The organism is Sediminicoccus sp. KRV36, assembly GCF_023243115.1.
Lineage (GTDB): Bacteria > Pseudomonadota > Alphaproteobacteria > Acetobacterales > Acetobacteraceae > Roseococcus.
The window spans coordinates 598784-614761 of record NZ_CP085081.1 but is presented as its reverse complement, the minus strand read 5'-3'; the positions used below and the strand labels follow the sequence as shown (position 1 = coordinate 614761).

Sequence of the window (15978 nt, the reverse complement as noted above, 5' to 3'; positions counted from 1 at the left end):
GCATCCCCTCAGCCCTGCAACAGCTTGAGCTCGGCGATGCCGCCGAGCGAGAGGAGATGGGCGTAGATGGCGTCAAGCCAGCCCTTGTCGCGCAGCGTGGCCAGTTGCTCTCCCGTCAGCTTGGCCAGGCGCTCGCGGTCCACGGCATGGAAGCCGTCCACGCGGAAGGGCTTGCCGTCGAAGTCGAATTGCGTGGCGGCCGGTTGCAGCAGGCCCATCAGGGAGAGGCCCTCGGCGAATTCCTGCGTCTTGCGGAACGCGGCTTCGACCGAGCGGGTGAATTCCAGCGCCTTGCTGGCAAGGGGCGCCGGCTTGCGCTCGGCATCAAAGATGGGCTCGCCGGCGGAGGCGGCGAATTGCGGGGCCTCGGGGTCAATGCACAGCACGAGCTGGTCGGAATCGGCGGCGGCCCGGACCAGCAGGAAGGGGTAGCGGCGCAGATAGGCCGGCACATAGGTGCCCCGGCGCCAGGCGCCATGCTCATCCACGAAGAGGTTGCGGTCGGGCGCGAGGCCGGTCAGTGCCACCGGCATATGCGGCGCCTGGGAGGCGAAGACCACGGGCATGTGCCGGCCGGCCAGCGCGAATTCCTCGACGGCGAGCGGGATGGACGAAAGATGGCTGGCGAAGCCATGCCCGACATCGCGCAGTTGAAGGGACGCATGGCGCTCGCTGTCGAGTGGCTCCAGCGCGGTGTAGAGGACCGGCAAGGTCGGGGTGTTCATGCGGTGTGTCTCCCGGAATGCGCAGTGTGCGAATTGAGAACGCTATTGGGTTAAACTTCAGACAGCCGGGTTCCCATGTCTTTGAACCACTTGCCTCCGGAGGAAACCATAGCGCAGGATTTAGCCCCAGAGGAAGCGCAAGGCCCAATAAAATGCCGCAACATATGCTTGATGCGCGTTGCGCCGCGGTTCCGTTCAGCGGAGCGGATGGGCTGCTCCCTGCCCTTTCCCTCACGCGTCGTGGACCTCGCTCCGGGGGCACGGGGCGGAATGCGGGGCGATCCGGCCACGGGTTCCACGCTGCACGGGGAATGACCAGGCGGCCTCGAAAGCCGGGCCCGCCAATCCCGGCACATTCCTAGACACGGCACACCCATACAGCATCACAGGAGGGCCCCATGGCCGATCACGACAAGAAAGACCCAAGGCTGAGCCGCCGCCTCATGGTGGCGCGGGCCGCGAGCGGCGCGGGCCTGGTCGCGGCGGTGACAGCCGTGGCGAGCGAAGCCAGCGCCCAGCGCGGCGTCACCGACGCCGACCCGCGCGACGGTGCTGGCCAGGGGCGTGGTTCGGGTGGCGGGCAATACCGCACCAACGCGACCGACCGTGACCCCAGCGATGGTCCAGGCCGCGGACGCGGCACCGGTTCCTCCACAGGCTTCACCGACCGCGATCCGAGCGATGGTCCGGGACGCGGCCGTTCGGGCCGGACCGACAGCGACCCATCGGACGGCCCCGGCCGCGGCCGGCGCTGAGCGCCCAGCGCCCCTGAGCGCGGCGCCCGTGAACCCGGCGCCAACGCCAGATCAAGCATCGGCGCGGCAACCAGCAGGCCGGCCAGGCGTCAACACAGGATGGGCGGTGTTCCGCGAGAGCATGCCGGCCATCCGGCCGGTTGCAAACGCTACGGGATGGATGTCAGACCGCTTGGATATCAGCGTCTTCGGGTGCTAGCGTTTCGCTTTGGTACGCAAGATGCCTTCGCCGCCGGCCAAACTCACTTGCTAGGATAAAAACGATGGAAGAACGTCTTTCCCGGCGCCTCATGGTGCTTCGTGTCGCCGCCATCGCCGGCACCAGCACGGCACTGGCCGGTTGCGTCGCCGCGCCGGCGCCCGCCTATTACTCGGCCCCGGTGGCGCGCGGGACCGGCATCACCGATGCGGATCCCAATGACGGCCCGGGCAATGGCCGCGGCGGCCGGCGTGGTACCGGCATCACCGATGCGGACCCCAGCGACGGCCCGGGCAATGGCCGCGGCGGCCGGCGCGGCACCGGCATCACCGATCGGGACCCCAGCGATGGCCCCGGCAATGGCCGTGGCGGCTATCGCGGCGTCAGCGGCGGGACCGGCATCACCGACCGTGATCCGAATGATGGGCCGGGGCGCGGACGCGGCGGCTATCGTGGCACGGGCCGCACCGATTCCGACCCGCGCGACGCGCCGGGCCGGGGGCGCTACTAGGCGCCTCGCGGGGCGGCCCGCCGCTTCGCAACCCACATCTTCGCAACACCAGACCGGATGATCCGGTGGGCCTGGGCCCGGCTTGCCGTGGTCCAGGGCATCCGGGTCCCATGAACCAGGGCCACATGAACCAGGGAATCACGGAAGCCGCCTTCGGCCTGGCTTTTGAGGGAATGTCCGTGGATGAGGTTCTCGCGCTGCGCGAAGGCCTCGAATGGAAGCATTTCAAGGGCTCCTCCGCCGATCGCTTCGCTGACCTGCTCAGTATCGAGGTGCTCGACGCGCATCTGCGCACGGACGGTGCCCGCACGCCCCGCATCGCCATGGCGGATGAAGCGCGCAGCGGCAGCGCCGGCGTGCCGGAGGCGGAATTCGCGCTCCCCGATGGCCGGGTGGATCTGCCGAGCCTGCTCGCCCGCTTCGACCAGGGCGCCTCGCTCGTGGTGTCGCAATTCCACGAGACGCACCCGCCATTGGCCCGCTTCTGCCGCGGGCTGGAGCGGCTTTTCCTGCATGCCGTGCAGTCGAACATCTACCTGACACCACCCGCCGCCCAGGGCTTCCGCACCCATTTCGACACGCATGACGTGCTGGTCCTGCAGGTGGATGGCCGCAAGCGCTGGCGCATCTGGGATGGCGAACGCATCGAGCGGCCAACACGGCGCACCCCCTGGCCCGGCAACATGGAACCCGTGGGCGAGCCGCATGTGGTGATCCTGGAGCCGGGCGACTCCCTCTATATCCCGCGCGGCGTCATGCATGATGCCGCGACCGAGCCAGGCGGCCGTTCCCTGCACGCCACCATCGGCTTCATGGAGAATTCCTGGGCCCAGGCGATCCGTGCCCTGGTGGACGAGGCCGAGCTGTTCGACGCCGGCCTGCGCGAAAGCCTGCCGAGCTGGCGCATCGGCGAGGCTGATCTCCTGCCCGCCTTGGCCGAAAAGCTCAGCCGCCTCGCGACGGCGGCGCATGCCGAGCGGCTGGCCAACCTCACGCTCGAACAACTGGCGCGGGACCGTCAGCCCCTGCCCGCGCGCGGGCTTTTCGCGCCCCTGCCCGAGGGGCCGCTGCGGCTGACCGAGGGCATGCACACCCATCTGGCGCAGGGCGATGACGGATCGAGCACGCTGTTCTGGACCGGCGGCGCCCTCCCGCTCAGCGCGGCCGAGGCGGCTGAGCTCATGGCCCTGGCCGAAGGCGCCGAGCCGGGCGAATCGGGTTTTGCGCGCAAGCTCTGGGGCATGGGGTTGCTGGAGCCGGCCTGACCGGCGCGCGGGAGACTGGCCAGCGCGCCGTCACCGGAGTTCGGCATAACCCAGGGTGGCCGCTTCCTCCTCATGCCGCAATTGCAGCGGGTAATCCGCGACCTCCGGCGGCAGGATATCGGCCAGCATCAGCCCTTCCCGCACCCCGGCCCATCGCGCGGCCCGTGCCACACGGAACAGCGCGGCCTGGAGCAACTCCACCACGGGCTCGGGCGTGGAGACGGCCGTGACGAAGGGAATGGCCGGTGTTGCGGGCGTGGCGGCGAGGATGCGTGTGCGCGCGCCCAGTTCCGGCCGATGGCGGCAATAAAAGGCGTAGGTCACGCAATCCACGCAAGTCGCATCGGCCGCGCCCCGGGCGACGCGCTCGATATTGCCGGGCTGGCTGTGGGTCTCCGCGATGGACGCGAAGAACGCCCCGCCGCCGGCAAGTTCCGCCAGCGCCCGGCGCGGCAGGTTCATGCCCGAATTGGAATGCCGGCTGTTATAGACGAAATGCGCGCCGCGCAGCTCTCCGAGGCTCCGATAGGGCGCATCGGCGGCCACGATGAAGACGCCCGCATGCAGGCCCGGGCCGCAATGCGGCGCCGTATAGCTGGGCACACCGAGCAGGCGTGCCTGGCCCCGATAGATCGTCTGCAGCGGATAGCCACAGACCTGGGTGAACAGGTTCTCGGGCTCGATCGCGCTGGGCACGGGCAGCCGGTCGAAGCTGAGTTCGTCGGGAAGCTCGCCCGGGACGTCGCCCTGCAGCTCTTCGCGCAGGGCCGCCCAGAAGGCGGCATTCGCTGGCCGCATCTCGGGCAGGTTGTACATGGGCAGGCTGGCGCGCCAGGCGGGCATCACGCAGCCCCCGGATTGCCATGGTCCGACCCGATCCTGTTGCCCATGCGGCCCCCTTCCGGCTGGCGGTCCTGGCAAAGCCAAGGCGCCATGCACCACGTCCAGGCCGCATCAAGATCATCAGTGCCGGCTGATGTCCATGGGATGCGTCCCTGCGCCGGCGCATCCGGGGCGTCGTCCGGGGCGTCATCCGCGCCAGAGGCGGCGTTTGCCGGTTCAGGCCGGCAAGGGCGTGAAGACCTGCTTCAGGCAGCGTATGCCAAAGGCGGTGCGGGTGTGGCGCACCCCCGGCAGGCGATAGATCTTCTCGCGCAGCAGGCGTTCATAGCCCGCCGTGCCGCCCACGGCCGCCTTGAGGATGTAGTCGTATTCGCCGGTGACCAGCCAGGCCTCGATCACCTCGGGCATATTGGCGATGGCCTCCTCGAAACGGGCGAGTTGGGTTTCATCATGCTTTTCCGTCATCACCTCGATGATGACCGTATCGGGCAGGCCGAGTTTGGCCTGGTCCAGCTCCGCCCGGTAGCCACGGATCACGCCCGCCTGCTCCAGCCGCCGCACCCGCGCCCAGCAGGGCGAGGGGGAGAGCCCCGCGCGCTCGGCCAGCTCGGCATTGGTCAGCCGGGCTTCGCCATGCAGGGCGCGGAGAATTCGGCGGTCAATGGCATCCATCGCGGCAGATCCTTCTGGAATTTCGGCGCTGCACAACAGAATGCGGCAAAATCTCCGGCGCTTTCCAGCCCAGTCTCCCATCGTCATACTCGGTCAGGGACCGGAGATTTTCATGAACAGCATCATCCGCGCCGATCTCTCCCTGGAGGAGCGCTGGGAAGCGGCAGGGCGCGAAACCCTGCTGACGGGCACGCAGGCCCTGGTGCGCATCCCGCTGCTGCGGCGCGAGCTGGATGACGCCGAGGGCCTGGATACGGCCGCCTATATCAGCGGCTATCGCGGCTCGCCGCTCGGCGGTTATGACCGGGAACTCTGGAAGCAGAAGGCACGCCTCCAGGACCACCGCATCATCTTCGAGCCGGGCCTGAACGAGGATCTGGCGGCGACGGCCTGCTGGGGCACCCAGCAATTGGGGCTTTACCCGCACGCGAAGCACCAGGGCGTCTTTGCCATCTGGTACGGCAAGGGGCCGGGCGTGGATCGCAGCGGCGATGTGCTGCGCCACGCGAATGGTGCGGGCACCTCGCCCCTGGGGGGTGTGCTGGCGCTGGCCGGCGATGACCCAGCCTCCAAATCCTCCACCGTGACCAGCGGCTCCGAATATGCCTTCGCCGATCTCGAAATGCCCATGCTCGACCCCGCCGATGTGGGGGAGGTGCTGGAATATGGCGTGAAGGCCATCGCCCTCTCGCGCTTCTCGGGCCTATGGGTCGGCATGAAATGCATCGCCGAGACGATGGACGCGACGATGAGCCTGACGGTGGACCCGGCCGCCCTCATGACGATGACGCCCAATGGCGTGGCGATCCCACCCGGCGGTCTGCACATCCGCCTGAAGGATGCGGCGCTGCCGATCGAGGAACGCGTGCGGCACTTCAAGCTGCCGGCGACCCTCGCCTTCGCGCGCATCAATGGCTTCAACCGCATCATGCAGGAAGCGCCGCAGGCGCGCTTCGGCATCGCGGTGCGCGGCAAGGCCTGGTCCACGCTGAAGCAGGCCATGGCCGATGCCGGCATCACGCCGGAACTGGCGCGCATGGGCGGCTTGCGCATCTGGAAGGTAGGCCTGGCCTGGCCACTGGATGCCGAGGCCGCGCGCGCATTCTGCCGCGGCCTGGAAAGCGTCCTGGTGGTGGAGGACCGGCGCAGCTTCCTGGAGTCGCAACTGCGCGAGGCGCTCTACGCCGAGACGGAACGCCCGCGCCTGCATGGCAAGGATGTGCTGAGCGACCTCTCTGAACTCGACGCCGCCATGATCCTGCGCGGCCTCGCCAAGACCCTGCCCGAGGCGTTGCGCACCGAGCGCCTGGCCGCGCGCATCGCCGAACTCGACATGCTGGCCGCCGCCCAGGCCGAGCCGCTGGATGTGCGCCAGCCCTATTTCTGCCCGGGCTGCCCGCACAACACCTCGACCCGCGTGCCGGAGGGCAGCCACGCGCTGGCCGGCATCGGTTGCCACTACCTGGCCAAGGACATGAATCGCGAGAGCGACCTGTTCAGCCATATGGGCGGCGAGGGTGCCGCCTGGATCGGCCAGCATCACTTCACCGAAACGCCGCATGTCTTCACCAATATGGGGGATGGCACCTATGGCCATTCCGGCGTGCTGGCGATCCGCGCCGCGATCGCGAGCAAGGCCAACATCACCTACAAGATCCTGGTGAACTCGGCCGTGGCGATGACCGGCGGCCAGGCACTGGAAGGCGAGATGACTGTGCCGCGCATCGCGGCCCAGATGGCGGCCGAAGGGGCCGAGCGCGTGGTCATCGTCGGCGATGACCCGGAGCGGCATCGCGGCGATCCATTGATCCCGCGCGGCGTCGCCTTCTTCCCCCGCGCCGAGCTGGATGCCGTGCAGCGCATGCTGCGCGACACACCAGGCTGCACCGTGCTGATCTACGACCAGCAATGCGCCACGGAAAAGCGCCGCCAGCGCAAGCGGGACCTGGCCCCCAAGGCCACCAAGCGCGCCGTCATCAATCCGCGAATCTGCGAGGATTGCGGCGATTGCTCGGCTGCCTCGAACTGCATCGCGATCGAGCCGATCGAGACGGAATGGGGCCGCAAGCGCCGCATTGATCAATCCGGCTGCAACCAGGATTTTTCCTGCGTCGAAGGGTTCTGCCCTTCCTTCCTGACGCTCGAAGGCGCCGAACCGGTCAAGCCGCCGATGCCTGTCATCGCCACCGAGGCGCCGTTGCCGGTGCTGCCCGAAGCGGCGCCGGGCGATGCCTGGAACATCGTGCTGGCCGGTGTGGGCGGGCAGGGCGTCACGGCACTCTCCGCCATCCTGGCCATGGCGGCCCATGCCGAAGGGCGGCCCGTGCGCACGCTGGACATGCTGGGCCTCGCGCAGAAGGGCGGCGGCGTCTACGCGCAGTTGCGGATCGGCCGGGTGGGGGAAGCCGTGCTGAGCCCTCGCATTGGCCAGGGCCAGGCGGATGCGATGATCGCGGCGGACCTCGTGGGCGCGCATGGCCGCACCGCACGGCCGCTGCTGGGCCGCGAACGCACCCGCGTGGTGGTCAGTGGCGATGTCTCGCCCACCGGCCGCTTCGTGCTGAACACTGAAACCAGCGACGACCCGGCCGCCATGCTGGAGAGCGTGCGCGCCGTGGCGCGGGAGGTGGTGGCGCTGCCGGCCGCGCGCACCATCGAGCATGATTTCGGCGACCTGATCTTCCTGAACATCTACCTGCTCGGCGCCGCCTTCCAGCGCGGGCTGATCCCCATGTCGCGTGAGGCGCTGCGCCGCGCCATCGAACTCAATGGCGCTGCGGTGCCCAAGAACCTCACCGCCTTCGAGGCGGGGCGCCTGGCGGCAGAGACGGCGCCCAGGCCGCCCGAGACGTTGCAGGCCATGATCGCGCGCCGCGCCGAAGACCTTACCGCCTATCAATCGGCGCGCTATGCCGCGCGCTACAGCGCCTTCCTGGCGCGGGTGCAGGCGGCGGAGCCGCCGGGTGAGACGCGGCTGACGCGCGCGGTGGCCGCGCAGCTGTATCGCCTCATGGCCTATAAGGATGAATATGAGGTGGCGCGGCTGCACACCGACCCCGCCTGGCAGGCCAAGCTGGCCGAGGGCTTTGCCGGCACCACGCGGATCAACCTGCATCTGGCACCGCCGCTGCTGGCCAAGCCCGGCAGCGATGGCCGCATCCGCAAGATCAGCTTCGGCCCCTGGATGCTGCGCGCCATGGGCCTGCTGCAGCACGGCAAGGCGCTGCGAGGCACGCCGCTCGATCCCTTTGGCCGCACCGAGGAGCGCCGGGTGGAACGCGCGCTGATCGGCGAATACCGCGCCGGCATCGAACGCCTTCTGGCCGGGCTGCACCCCACCAACTACGCCCGGGCCTGCGAATGGGCCGAGGCGGCCGCCGGCATCAAGGGCTTCGGCCCGGTGAAGCTGCGCAACATCGAAGCCACACGTGCCCGTTGGGCCGCCATGGACGCCGCACATGTTTGAACTCCCCGAGGACACCCTCGCCTTGCGCGACACCGCGCGGGATTTCGCGCGCGAACGCATCGCGCCACACGCCATCCAATGGGACCAGGACCGCCACTTCCCGCTGGACGTCTTCCGCGAGGCCGCCGCCCTGGGCATGGCCGGGCTTTATGTGCGCGAGGAGAGCGGCGGCTCCGGCCTCACGCGGCTCGATGCGGCCGTGGTGTTCGAGGCGCTGGCAACGGGCTGCCCGACCATCAGCGCCTTCCTGTCCATCCACAACATGGTCGCCTGGATGATTGACCGCTGGGGGGATGCGGCGCAGCGCGCCCAATGGCTGCCGCCGCTGCTGACCATGGAGAAGATCGCCTCCTACTGCCTCACCGAACCCGGCTCGGGCAGCGATGCGGTGGCGCTCTCCACCCGCGCGCGGCGGGACAATGCGGGTTATGTGATGGATGGCGTGAAGCAGTTCATCAGCGGTGCCGGCGTCTCGGACCTCTATCTCACCATGGCGCGCACCGGGGGGCCTGGTGCGGATGGCGTCTCGGCCATGCTGGTGCCCAAGGAAGCACCCGGGCTCAGCTTCGGTGCCAATGAAAAGAAGATGGGCTGGAACGCCCAGCCGACACGCCAGGTGATCTTCGAGGAGACCCGCCTCCCCGCCGAAGCCCTGCTGGGCGAGGAGGGCCAGGGCTTCCGCTATGCCATGGCCGGGCTGGATGGCGGGCGGCTGAACATCGCCGCCTGCTCCCTTGGCGGTGCGCAGGCGGCGTTGGATATCGCGCTCGATTATGTGAAATCCCGCCGCGCCTTCGGCAAGGCCGTCGCCGAATTCCAGGCGACGCAATTCCGCCTGGCCGACATGGCGACGGAGCTTGAAGTGGCGCGCAGCTTCCTCTGGCGGGCCTGCGCCAAGCTGGACGCAAAGGCGCCCGATGCCACGCTGTTCTGCGCCATGGCCAAGCGCTTCGTCACCGATACCGGCCACCGCATCGCCGATGAGGCGCTGCAATTGCTGGGCGGCTATGGCTACCTGGCCGATTACGGCATCGAGAAGATTGTCCGGGATCTGCGGGTGCACCGGATCCTGGAAGGGACCAATGAAATCATGCGGGTGATCATCGCCCGGCAGGTTCTCGGGCGCTGAAGGGGGTTGCCTCACCCCAGCAGGATGCCGCTATACTCAACCATGCGTTGCATTCCGCTCATCGCCTTCGCCCTTTCCGCTGTCACCGCGCCTGCGGCGGCGCAGCAGCGCGTGGTGGTGGTGCCAGCCGGCGCCGAGATCGTCATCCCGCCCCGCGGCGCCGAGGGGCCGAGCCTGGTGCGCGCGCCCCGGCCACGCATTCCGGGCCCCGGCCAGCCCATGACGCGGCCCATGCTGGAAACCAGCGGCGCGGCAGGCGGCCTGGGCCTGGCTGCCCCTGCCCTGATCGCCCTGCCGCTGATCGCCGCCGCCTATCTGGCGGGCAGCGTGCCGGGCAGTTCCAGCTCGACCTCCGCCCCGGCGCGCACCCGCTGAGGCTCAGGCGGCCTGGAGCAGGCCGCCGGCATCGGCCAGGGCGCGCAGGTGATGATCGGTATCGCCGAACATCGCCTCATTCACCGTCAGCCGCTTGAAGTAATGGCCAGCGCCATATTCCATCGTCATCGCGATGCCGCCATGCAGCTGGATGCTCTGCTGGCCGACGAAGCGCTGTGAGCGGCCGATCTGCGCCTTGACCGCATGCATGTTGCGCCGGCGCTCCGCCGGGTCGCTCCCCTGCCCCGCCATGGTGGCGAAATAGGCCATGCTGCGGGACTGCTCCAGTGCCACCAGCATATCCGCCGCCTTGTGCTGCAAGGCCTGGAAGCTGCCGATGGCGCGGCCGAATTGCTGGCGCGTCTTGAGGTAGTCGAGCGTCATGTTGTGCACGACATCCATGGCGCCGATCGCCTCGGCCGCCAGCACGGCGATGGCCTCATCCACCACGCGGTCCACCAGTGGCAGGCCGCCTTCGGCATCGCCCAGCACATGGGTCGCGCGGGCTGCGGTGAAATCCACTTCCGCCGCACGGCTGCCATCCACCATGCGGAAACCGCGCACGGAGACGCCCTCCGCCGTCGCCGGCACGACGAAGACACCGATACCGCCGTGATCCCGTGATGCGCCGGAGACACGGGCCGTCACGAAAAACTGATCGGCCGTATCGCCATGCAGCACCATGCCCTTGCGGCCGGTGATCACCCAGCCGGCGCCATCCTTCTTCGCCGTGGTCTGCACGTCGAACAGGTCATAGCGGGACTGGCGTTCCACCTGCGCGAAGGCGAGCAGCGTTTGGCCCGCGGCCACACCCTCCACCATCTGCTGGCGAAGTCCGGCATCGGCACCATGGCGCAGGAAGCCACCGCCCAGCACCACCGTGCTGAACCAAGGTTCCAGCGTGATGTGCCGGCCCATCTGCTCGGCCACCAGCATGGTTTCCTCCGGGCCACCGCCGAAGCCGCCATCCTCTTCCGAGAAGGGCAGGCCCAGCAAACCCAGCTCGGCGTATTGGGCCCACATCTCGCGGCTCCAGCCGGTTTCGCTGGCCATGTAAGCCTTGCGATTCTCGAAGCCGTATTTCGCCGTCAGCGTCTTGCGGATGCTGTCCTGCAGGAGCGACTGGGATTCGTTGAGATCAAAATCCATGATGCATCACAATCCCAGAAAGGCTTTCGCCATGATGTTGCGCTGGATCTCGTTGGATCCACCGTAGATGCTCTGCTTGCGCCAGTTGAAATAGACGCCGGCCAGGCCGAAGGCCCAGTCGGGCGCCACATCCCAGTCATTGCTGCCCTCGGCATCGGGGTCCCCATCCACCCAGGCATAGGGGCCGGCGGCCTTCATCAGGAGTTCCGACACACCCTGCTGGATCTCGGTGCCCTTGATCTTGAGCACGGAGGTCGCGGGGTCCGGCTTGCCGGTGCCGGCGCGCTTCGTCTCATTCGCGATGACGCGCATGACCGTCATCTCCAGCGCCTTCAGCTCGATCTCCATCTCCGTCACCTGGCGGCGGAATTCCGGATCCTCGATCAGCGGGCGGCCGCCATCCATGGTGTCCCTCGCGATCATCTTCAGGCGGCGAATGCGCTCGCGGCTGGCGCCGACGCGGGCCTGGCCAAAGCGCTCATTGCCCAGCAGGAATTTCGCGCAATCCCAGCCCTTGTTCACCTCGCCCACCAGCTGGTCGGCCGGGACGCGGACATCGTCGAAGAAGACCTCATTCACCTCATGCCCGCCCTCGATCGTGATGATCGGGCGCACCGTGATGCCGGGCGTCTTCATGTCCACGAGGAGGAAGGAAATTCCCTCCTGCTTCTTCGCCGCGAAATCGGTGCGGGCGAGGACGAAGATCCAGTCGGCATGCTGCGCCAGCGTGGTCCAGGTCTTTTGCCCATTGATCACCCACTCGCCGTTTTCGAGAACGGCCTTGGTCTTCAGCCCCGCAAGGTCGGAGCCGGCACCCGGCTCCGAAAAGCCCTGGCACCACCAATCATCGAGGTTGCGCATGCGCGGCAGGAAGCGGGCCTTCTGCTCGGGCGTGCCGAATTCGATGATGACCGGGCCGCACATGTTGATGTTGAAGCCGAGCGGCGAGGGTGCGGGCCACATCTGCAGCTCCTCGCGGAAGATGTATTTTTGCGCGGGCGACCAGCCGGGGCCCCCATGCTCGACCGGCCATTCGGGTGCCGCCCAGCCGCGGGCGTTCAGCTTCTTCTGCCACTCCACCACCATCGCCTTGGTGGGGGATTTGCCGGCGACCATATGGGCGCGGGTTTCGGGCGGGCATTCAGCGGCGAGGAAATCGCGCACCTCCTGCCGGAAGTTCAGCTCGGTCTCGGTGAAACGGAGTTCCATGGCGGAGTTTCCTTATGCCGCGCTCTTGGCGCTGCCCGTGGCGAAGCTGCCCCCGGAAGCGGCGAGCGTCTCGATCAGCGCGGCGGGTTTCATGTTGGGATCATTCGTCGCGGCGGCGTAATGCGCCAGCTTGTCGCGCACGGCCTTGAGGCCGATGCGGTCGGCCCAGAACATCGGGCCGCCGCGCCATGCGGGCCAGCCGAAGCCGTTGCAGAAGATGACGTCGATATCAATGGCGCGGGAGGCCACGCCCTCCTCCAGGATTCGCGCGCCCTCATTCACCATGGGCAGCAGCATGCGCTCCAGGATTTCGCCATCCTCGATCTTGCGGCGGCGGACCTGCATCTTCTCGGCGATGTCGAGGATGATGCGCTCCACCTCGGGGTCCACGATGCGGGTGCGCTTTTCGTCATACATGTACCAGCCCTTGCTGGTCTTTTGCCCGTAGCGGCCGGCGGCGAACAGCGCATCGGCGATGGGCGCCACCGTGCCGCGCGCCTTGCGCACGGCAGCACCGATATCGAGCCCGGCGAGATCGCCCGTGGCACAAGGCCCCATGGCCATGCCATAGGCCTCCATCACCCGGTCGATATCCTGCGGGAGCGCGCCTTCCAGCAACAATTTCTCCTGCTGGGGGCCGCGCTTGCCGGTCATGCGGTTGCCGACGAAACCGTCGCAATTGCCGACCAGGACGGGCAGCTTGGCGATGCGCTTGCCCACCTCCGTCGCCGTCGCGATGGCCACATGGTTGGTCTTGGCGCCGCGCACATTCTCCAAAAGCCGCATGACATTGGCGGGCGAGAAGAAATGCATCCCGATCACCAGTTCCGGCCGAGACGTGGCCGAGGCGATCTCGTCAATGGAGAGGGTGGAGGTGTTGGAAGCCAGCACCACGCCAGGCCGCGCCAGCTTATCCAGCTTGGCGAAAAGCTCCTTCTTCGCGTCCATATTCTCGAAGATCGCCTCGATCACGAGGTCGGCCTCCTTCACCACATCCAGGCTGGTGCTGCCCTTGAGGAAGGAGCGGCGCTTCTCATACTCGGCCTGGTTCATGCGGCCTGAGGTGACGCTGCGCTGCCAATTCGCCTCGCAGCGCGCCAGGCCCTTGTCCAGCGCCTCCTGCGTGGTTTCCACGATGGTGACGGGGATGCCGGCATTGGCGAAATTCATCGCGATCCCGCCGCCCATCGTGCCGCCGCCGATGACGACCGCGTTGTTCACGGGCGTGCCCTTCACATCCTCGGGCAGGCCCGGGACGCGCACCGCCTCGCGCTCGCCAAAGAAGATGTGGCGCAGTGCGAAGCTCTGCTCGCCGGCGACGAGTTTCTGGAACTGCTCGCGCTCGATGTTCAGCCCATCCTCGAAGGAATGGGTGATGGAGGCGCGCACGGCGGCAACACAGCCCTTCGGGCTTTCCTGGCCGCGTGTGCGCTTCAGCAGGGTCGCGGCGGCGGCGTCAAAGGCTGCCAGGTCGGCGCCCTTGATCCTGTCCTCGCGCTTACGGGCCAGGGTGAAGCTCTCCCCGGCATGGGCGCGCGCCCAGGCCACCGCGGCAGCCTCCAGCGGGCCCTCCACCACGGCATTGATGGCGCCGAGCTTCAGCGCCTCGGCCGCCGAAATCGGCTCCCCCGTCACGATGATCTTGAGGGCCGCCTCGGGGCCGATCAGCCGTGGCAGGCGCTGGGTGCCGCCGGCGCCGGGCACGAAGCCGCGCTTCACCTCGGGCAGGCCGACCTGCGCGCTGGCCAGCGCCACGCGCGCATGGCAGGCCAGTGCCAATTCCAGCCCGCCACCCAGCGCCGAGCCATGGATGGCGGCGATGACGGGCACCTTGCAATTCTCGATCGCGTCGAACACCTCGGGAAGGCTGGGGGGTTGGCGCGGCTTGTTGAATTCGGTCATCTCCGCGCCGGCGCAGAAAAGGCGGCCTTCGCCGATCAGGACAATGGCGCGGGCCCCCTCCTTGAGGGCCGCGCCGATCCCGGCATGCAGCCCGGCGCGCACGCCGGTCCGCAGCGTATTGACCGGCGGGTTGGCGATGCGAAGGATGTGAATATCGCCGTCACGCGCGTGCTCGACGAACCGCTCTTCGGCCATGGACTGCTTCCCCTGCTCGGTACTGTTTCCCCGATTGTCCGGCCGGGGGTGCTCCCCTGTCAACGGGGTGCGGGGCAGCAAGGCGGGAGGCAGCCATCCGGGCGGAGGCGCCCGCCCAGGGTGCCGCAGGTCAGCCGTTATCCGCGTCCAGCGCATAGCCGGCGGAGCGCACGGTCCGGATCAGGTCCAGCTCGCCATCCGTGTTGATCGCCTTGCGCAGCCGGCGGATATGCACATCCACCGTGCGCAATTCCACATGGATATCGCGCCCCCAGACCGCGTCCAGCAGCTGTTCCCGCGTGAAGACGCGGCGCGGGTGGGAGAGGAAGAATTCCAGCAGCCGGTACTCGGTCGGCCCCAGATGCAGCGGGCGGCCATTGCGCGTGACGCGATGCGCATCCTGGTCCATCGCCAGGTCGAGATAGGCGATGCTGCCCTTGGCCGAGACATTGGAGGAACGCCGCAGCAGCGCCCGGATGCGCGCCAGCAGCGCCTCCACTGCGAAGGGCTTGGCGATATAGTCGTCAGCGCCGGTATCCAGGGCACGCACCGCGTCCTGGTCCTCGGTGCGGGCGGTCACCATGATGACGGGCAGGTCCCGCGTGGCGGGGCGGCGGCGGATCTGCCGGCAGACCTCGATGCCCGACATGGCGGGCAGCATCCAGTCGAGCAGAACGAGGTCCGGCTTGGCTTCGGCGATGCGCAGCAGCGCCTCCTGCCCGTCGGTCGCTTCCTCGACGTTGAAGCCCTGCCGTTCCAGATTGTAGCGCAGCAGGGCGAGCAGCGCCGCCTCATCCTCGACGACGAGGATGGTGGGCTTGCCGCCCCCGTTGAAGCCTTCGGGCATGGCCTTCACTCCTTATGCCGGCGGATTGACCACCGCCGAGGAGGAGTTGTCCGCCTTGGGGCGATCCTCGGTCAGTGGAGTCCCGAGCACGGCGAAATGCACACGCTCGGCGATGTTGGTCGCGTGGTCGCCGATGCGTTCCATGTTCTTCGCGATGAAGAGCAGATGCGTGGCGGCGGTGATGTTGCGCGGATCTTCCATCATGAAGGTCAGCATTTCTCGGAAGATGCCGTTGTAGATGCCGTCAATCGGCTCGTCATTCGCCCAGACGGCATCGGCCATGGCGCTGTCGCCCTCGACCAGCGCGTCAATCGCGCCCTTGAGGTTCTCCTGCACCAGCTCCGCCATCCGCTCAAAGCCATTGAGGCTGCCCAGGATCGGCTGCTGGGAGACGACGATGGCGCGCTTCGCGCCATTGCGCGCGTAATCGCCGATGCGCTCCAGATCCTGGCTGATCTTCATGCAGGCGATGATCAGGCGCAGATCCTGCGCCATGGGCTGGCGCAGCGCCAGCAGGCGCACGCAGAACTGCTCGACATCGCGCTCCATGTCATCGAGCAGCTTGTCACGCGCCACGACCTCACTGGCGAGCTTGGTGTCACGGCGGACCAGCGCATCGGCCGCATCCGCCACCTGGCGCTCGGCGAGGCCGCCCATGCGCGCGATCATCTCGCGCAGGCGCTTCAGATCCTCTTCGTAGGATTTCACGATATGGGAGGGGGACGTGTTGGGCATG

14 protein-coding genes are annotated in these 15978 nt (G+C 68.0%); 6 read left to right on the top strand and 8 right to left on the bottom strand.

The features are described 5' to 3' along the window. Positions 1-8: 8 nt before the first annotated feature. Positions 9-725, bottom strand: a complete 717-nt coding sequence (locus tag LHU95_RS02925; protein WP_248709883.1) for a SapC family protein — start codon at positions 723-725, stop codon at positions 9-11. Positions 726-1123: 398 nt separating this feature from the next. On the opposite strand from LHU95_RS02925, the gene LHU95_RS02920 reads away from it, so the two are divergent. The 3 genes from LHU95_RS02920 to LHU95_RS02910 all read left to right on the top strand — a co-directional run bounded on the left by LHU95_RS02920 (position 1124) and on the right by LHU95_RS02910 (position 3455). Continuing rightward, positions 1124-1480 carry a hypothetical protein gene (locus tag LHU95_RS02920; protein ID WP_248709882.1) on the top strand — a complete coding sequence of 119 codons (357 nt, stop codon included), beginning with the start codon at positions 1124-1126 and terminating at the stop codon, positions 1478-1480. Positions 1481-1743: 263 nt separating this feature from the next. Beyond that, the gene (locus LHU95_RS02915; protein WP_248709881.1) at positions 1744-2190 is read left to right on the top strand and encodes a hypothetical protein; all 447 of its coding nucleotides are present in this window, start codon (positions 1744-1746) and stop codon (positions 2188-2190) included. 125 nt (positions 2191-2315) lie between these two features. Then, positions 2316-3455: a cupin domain-containing protein gene (locus LHU95_RS02910; protein WP_248709880.1), complete on the top strand. Its 1140-nt coding sequence runs from the start codon at positions 2316-2318 to the stop codon at positions 3453-3455. Positions 3456-3485: 30 nt separating this feature from the next. On the opposite strand, the gene LHU95_RS02905 is transcribed toward LHU95_RS02910, so the two are convergent. Together LHU95_RS02905 and LHU95_RS02900 are read right to left on the bottom strand one after the other, a co-directional pair. Continuing rightward, positions 3486-4298, bottom strand: a complete 813-nt coding sequence (locus LHU95_RS02905; RefSeq protein WP_248709879.1) for a PhnD/SsuA/transferrin family substrate-binding protein — start codon at positions 4296-4298, stop codon at positions 3486-3488. Positions 4299-4514: 216 nt separating this feature from the next. Further along, a complete protein-coding gene (locus tag LHU95_RS02900; protein ID WP_248709878.1) occupies positions 4515-4970 on the bottom strand; it encodes an Lrp/AsnC family transcriptional regulator in 456 nt (151 codons plus the stop codon). Positions 4971-5082: 112 nt separating this feature from the next. Between LHU95_RS02900 and LHU95_RS02895 the strand changes: the two genes are divergently transcribed. The 3 genes from LHU95_RS02895 to LHU95_RS02885 are packed head-to-tail and all read left to right on the top strand — an operon-like array spanning position 5083 to position 9940. After that, a complete protein-coding gene (locus tag LHU95_RS02895; protein ID WP_248709877.1) occupies positions 5083-8436 on the top strand; it encodes an indolepyruvate ferredoxin oxidoreductase family protein in 3354 nt (1117 codons plus the stop codon). Beyond that, on the top strand, positions 8429-9565 hold the full coding sequence (locus LHU95_RS02890) for an acyl-CoA dehydrogenase family protein (RefSeq protein WP_248709876.1): 1137 nt from the start codon (positions 8429-8431) through the stop codon (positions 9563-9565). The genes LHU95_RS02895 and LHU95_RS02890 overlap by 8 nt, the downstream gene beginning before the upstream one ends. A gap of 42 nt (positions 9566-9607) precedes the next feature. Further along, positions 9608-9940 (top strand): hypothetical protein, encoded by a 333-nt coding sequence (locus LHU95_RS02885; protein WP_248709875.1) that lies wholly within the window; start codon positions 9608-9610, stop codon positions 9938-9940. Positions 9941-9943: 3 nt separating this feature from the next. Here the strand turns inward: LHU95_RS02885 and LHU95_RS02880 are convergent, their stop codons facing one another. The 5 genes from LHU95_RS02880 to phoU form a co-directional block, all read right to left on the bottom strand. Next, a complete protein-coding gene (locus tag LHU95_RS02880) occupies positions 9944-11089 on the bottom strand; it encodes an acyl-CoA dehydrogenase family protein (protein ID WP_248709874.1) in 1146 nt (381 codons plus the stop codon). Between the two features lie 6 nt (positions 11090-11095). After that, positions 11096-12298, bottom strand: a complete 1203-nt coding sequence (locus tag LHU95_RS02875; RefSeq protein WP_248709873.1) for an acyl-CoA dehydrogenase family protein — start codon at positions 12296-12298, stop codon at positions 11096-11098. 12 nt (positions 12299-12310) lie between these two features. After that, the gene (locus LHU95_RS02870; protein ID WP_248709872.1) at positions 12311-14395 is read right to left on the bottom strand and encodes a 3-hydroxyacyl-CoA dehydrogenase NAD-binding domain-containing protein; all 2085 of its coding nucleotides are present in this window, start codon (positions 14393-14395) and stop codon (positions 12311-12313) included. Positions 14396-14525: 130 nt separating this feature from the next. Continuing rightward, positions 14526-15242 carry a phosphate regulon transcriptional regulator PhoB gene (gene phoB, locus LHU95_RS02865; RefSeq protein ID WP_248709871.1) on the bottom strand — a complete coding sequence of 239 codons (717 nt, stop codon included), beginning with the start codon at positions 15240-15242 and terminating at the stop codon, positions 14526-14528. Positions 15243-15254: 12 nt separating this feature from the next. Continuing rightward, positions 15255-15977, bottom strand: a complete 723-nt coding sequence (phoU, locus tag LHU95_RS02860) for a phosphate signaling complex protein PhoU (RefSeq protein ID WP_248709870.1) — start codon at positions 15975-15977, stop codon at positions 15255-15257. Position 15978 lies beyond the last annotated feature (1 nt).

Coding starts and splice junctions, on each gene's coding strand:
- LHU95_RS02925 (WP_248709883.1), bottom strand. CDS start 725: ATGAACACCCCGACCTTGCCGGTCCTCTACACCGCGCTGGAGCCACTC.
- LHU95_RS02920 (WP_248709882.1), top strand. CDS start 1,124: ATGGCCGATCACGACAAGAAAGACCCAAGGCTGAGCCGCCGCCTCATG.
- LHU95_RS02915 (WP_248709881.1), top strand. CDS start 1,744: ATGGAAGAACGTCTTTCCCGGCGCCTCATGGTGCTTCGTGTCGCCGCC.
- LHU95_RS02910 (WP_248709880.1), top strand. CDS start 2,316: ATGAACCAGGGAATCACGGAAGCCGCCTTCGGCCTGGCTTTTGAGGGA.
- LHU95_RS02905 (WP_248709879.1), bottom strand. CDS start 4,298: ATGCCCGCCTGGCGCGCCAGCCTGCCCATGTACAACCTGCCCGAGATG.
- LHU95_RS02900 (WP_248709878.1), bottom strand. CDS start 4,970: ATGGATGCCATTGACCGCCGAATTCTCCGCGCCCTGCATGGCGAAGCC.
- LHU95_RS02895 (WP_248709877.1), top strand. CDS start 5,083: ATGAACAGCATCATCCGCGCCGATCTCTCCCTGGAGGAGCGCTGGGAA.
- LHU95_RS02890 (WP_248709876.1), top strand. CDS start 8,429: ATGTTTGAACTCCCCGAGGACACCCTCGCCTTGCGCGACACCGCGCGG.
- LHU95_RS02885 (WP_248709875.1), top strand. CDS start 9,608: ATGCGTTGCATTCCGCTCATCGCCTTCGCCCTTTCCGCTGTCACCGCG.
- LHU95_RS02880 (WP_248709874.1), bottom strand. CDS start 11,089: ATGGATTTTGATCTCAACGAATCCCAGTCGCTCCTGCAGGACAGCATC.
- LHU95_RS02875 (WP_248709873.1), bottom strand. CDS start 12,298: ATGGAACTCCGTTTCACCGAGACCGAGCTGAACTTCCGGCAGGAGGTG.
- LHU95_RS02870 (WP_248709872.1), bottom strand. CDS start 14,395: ATGGCCGAAGAGCGGTTCGTCGAGCACGCGCGTGACGGCGATATTCAC.
- phoB (WP_248709871.1), bottom strand. CDS start 15,242: ATGCCCGAAGGCTTCAACGGGGGCGGCAAGCCCACCATCCTCGTCGTC.
- phoU (WP_248709870.1), bottom strand. CDS start 15,977: ATGCCCAACACGTCCCCCTCCCATATCGTGAAATCCTACGAAGAGGAT.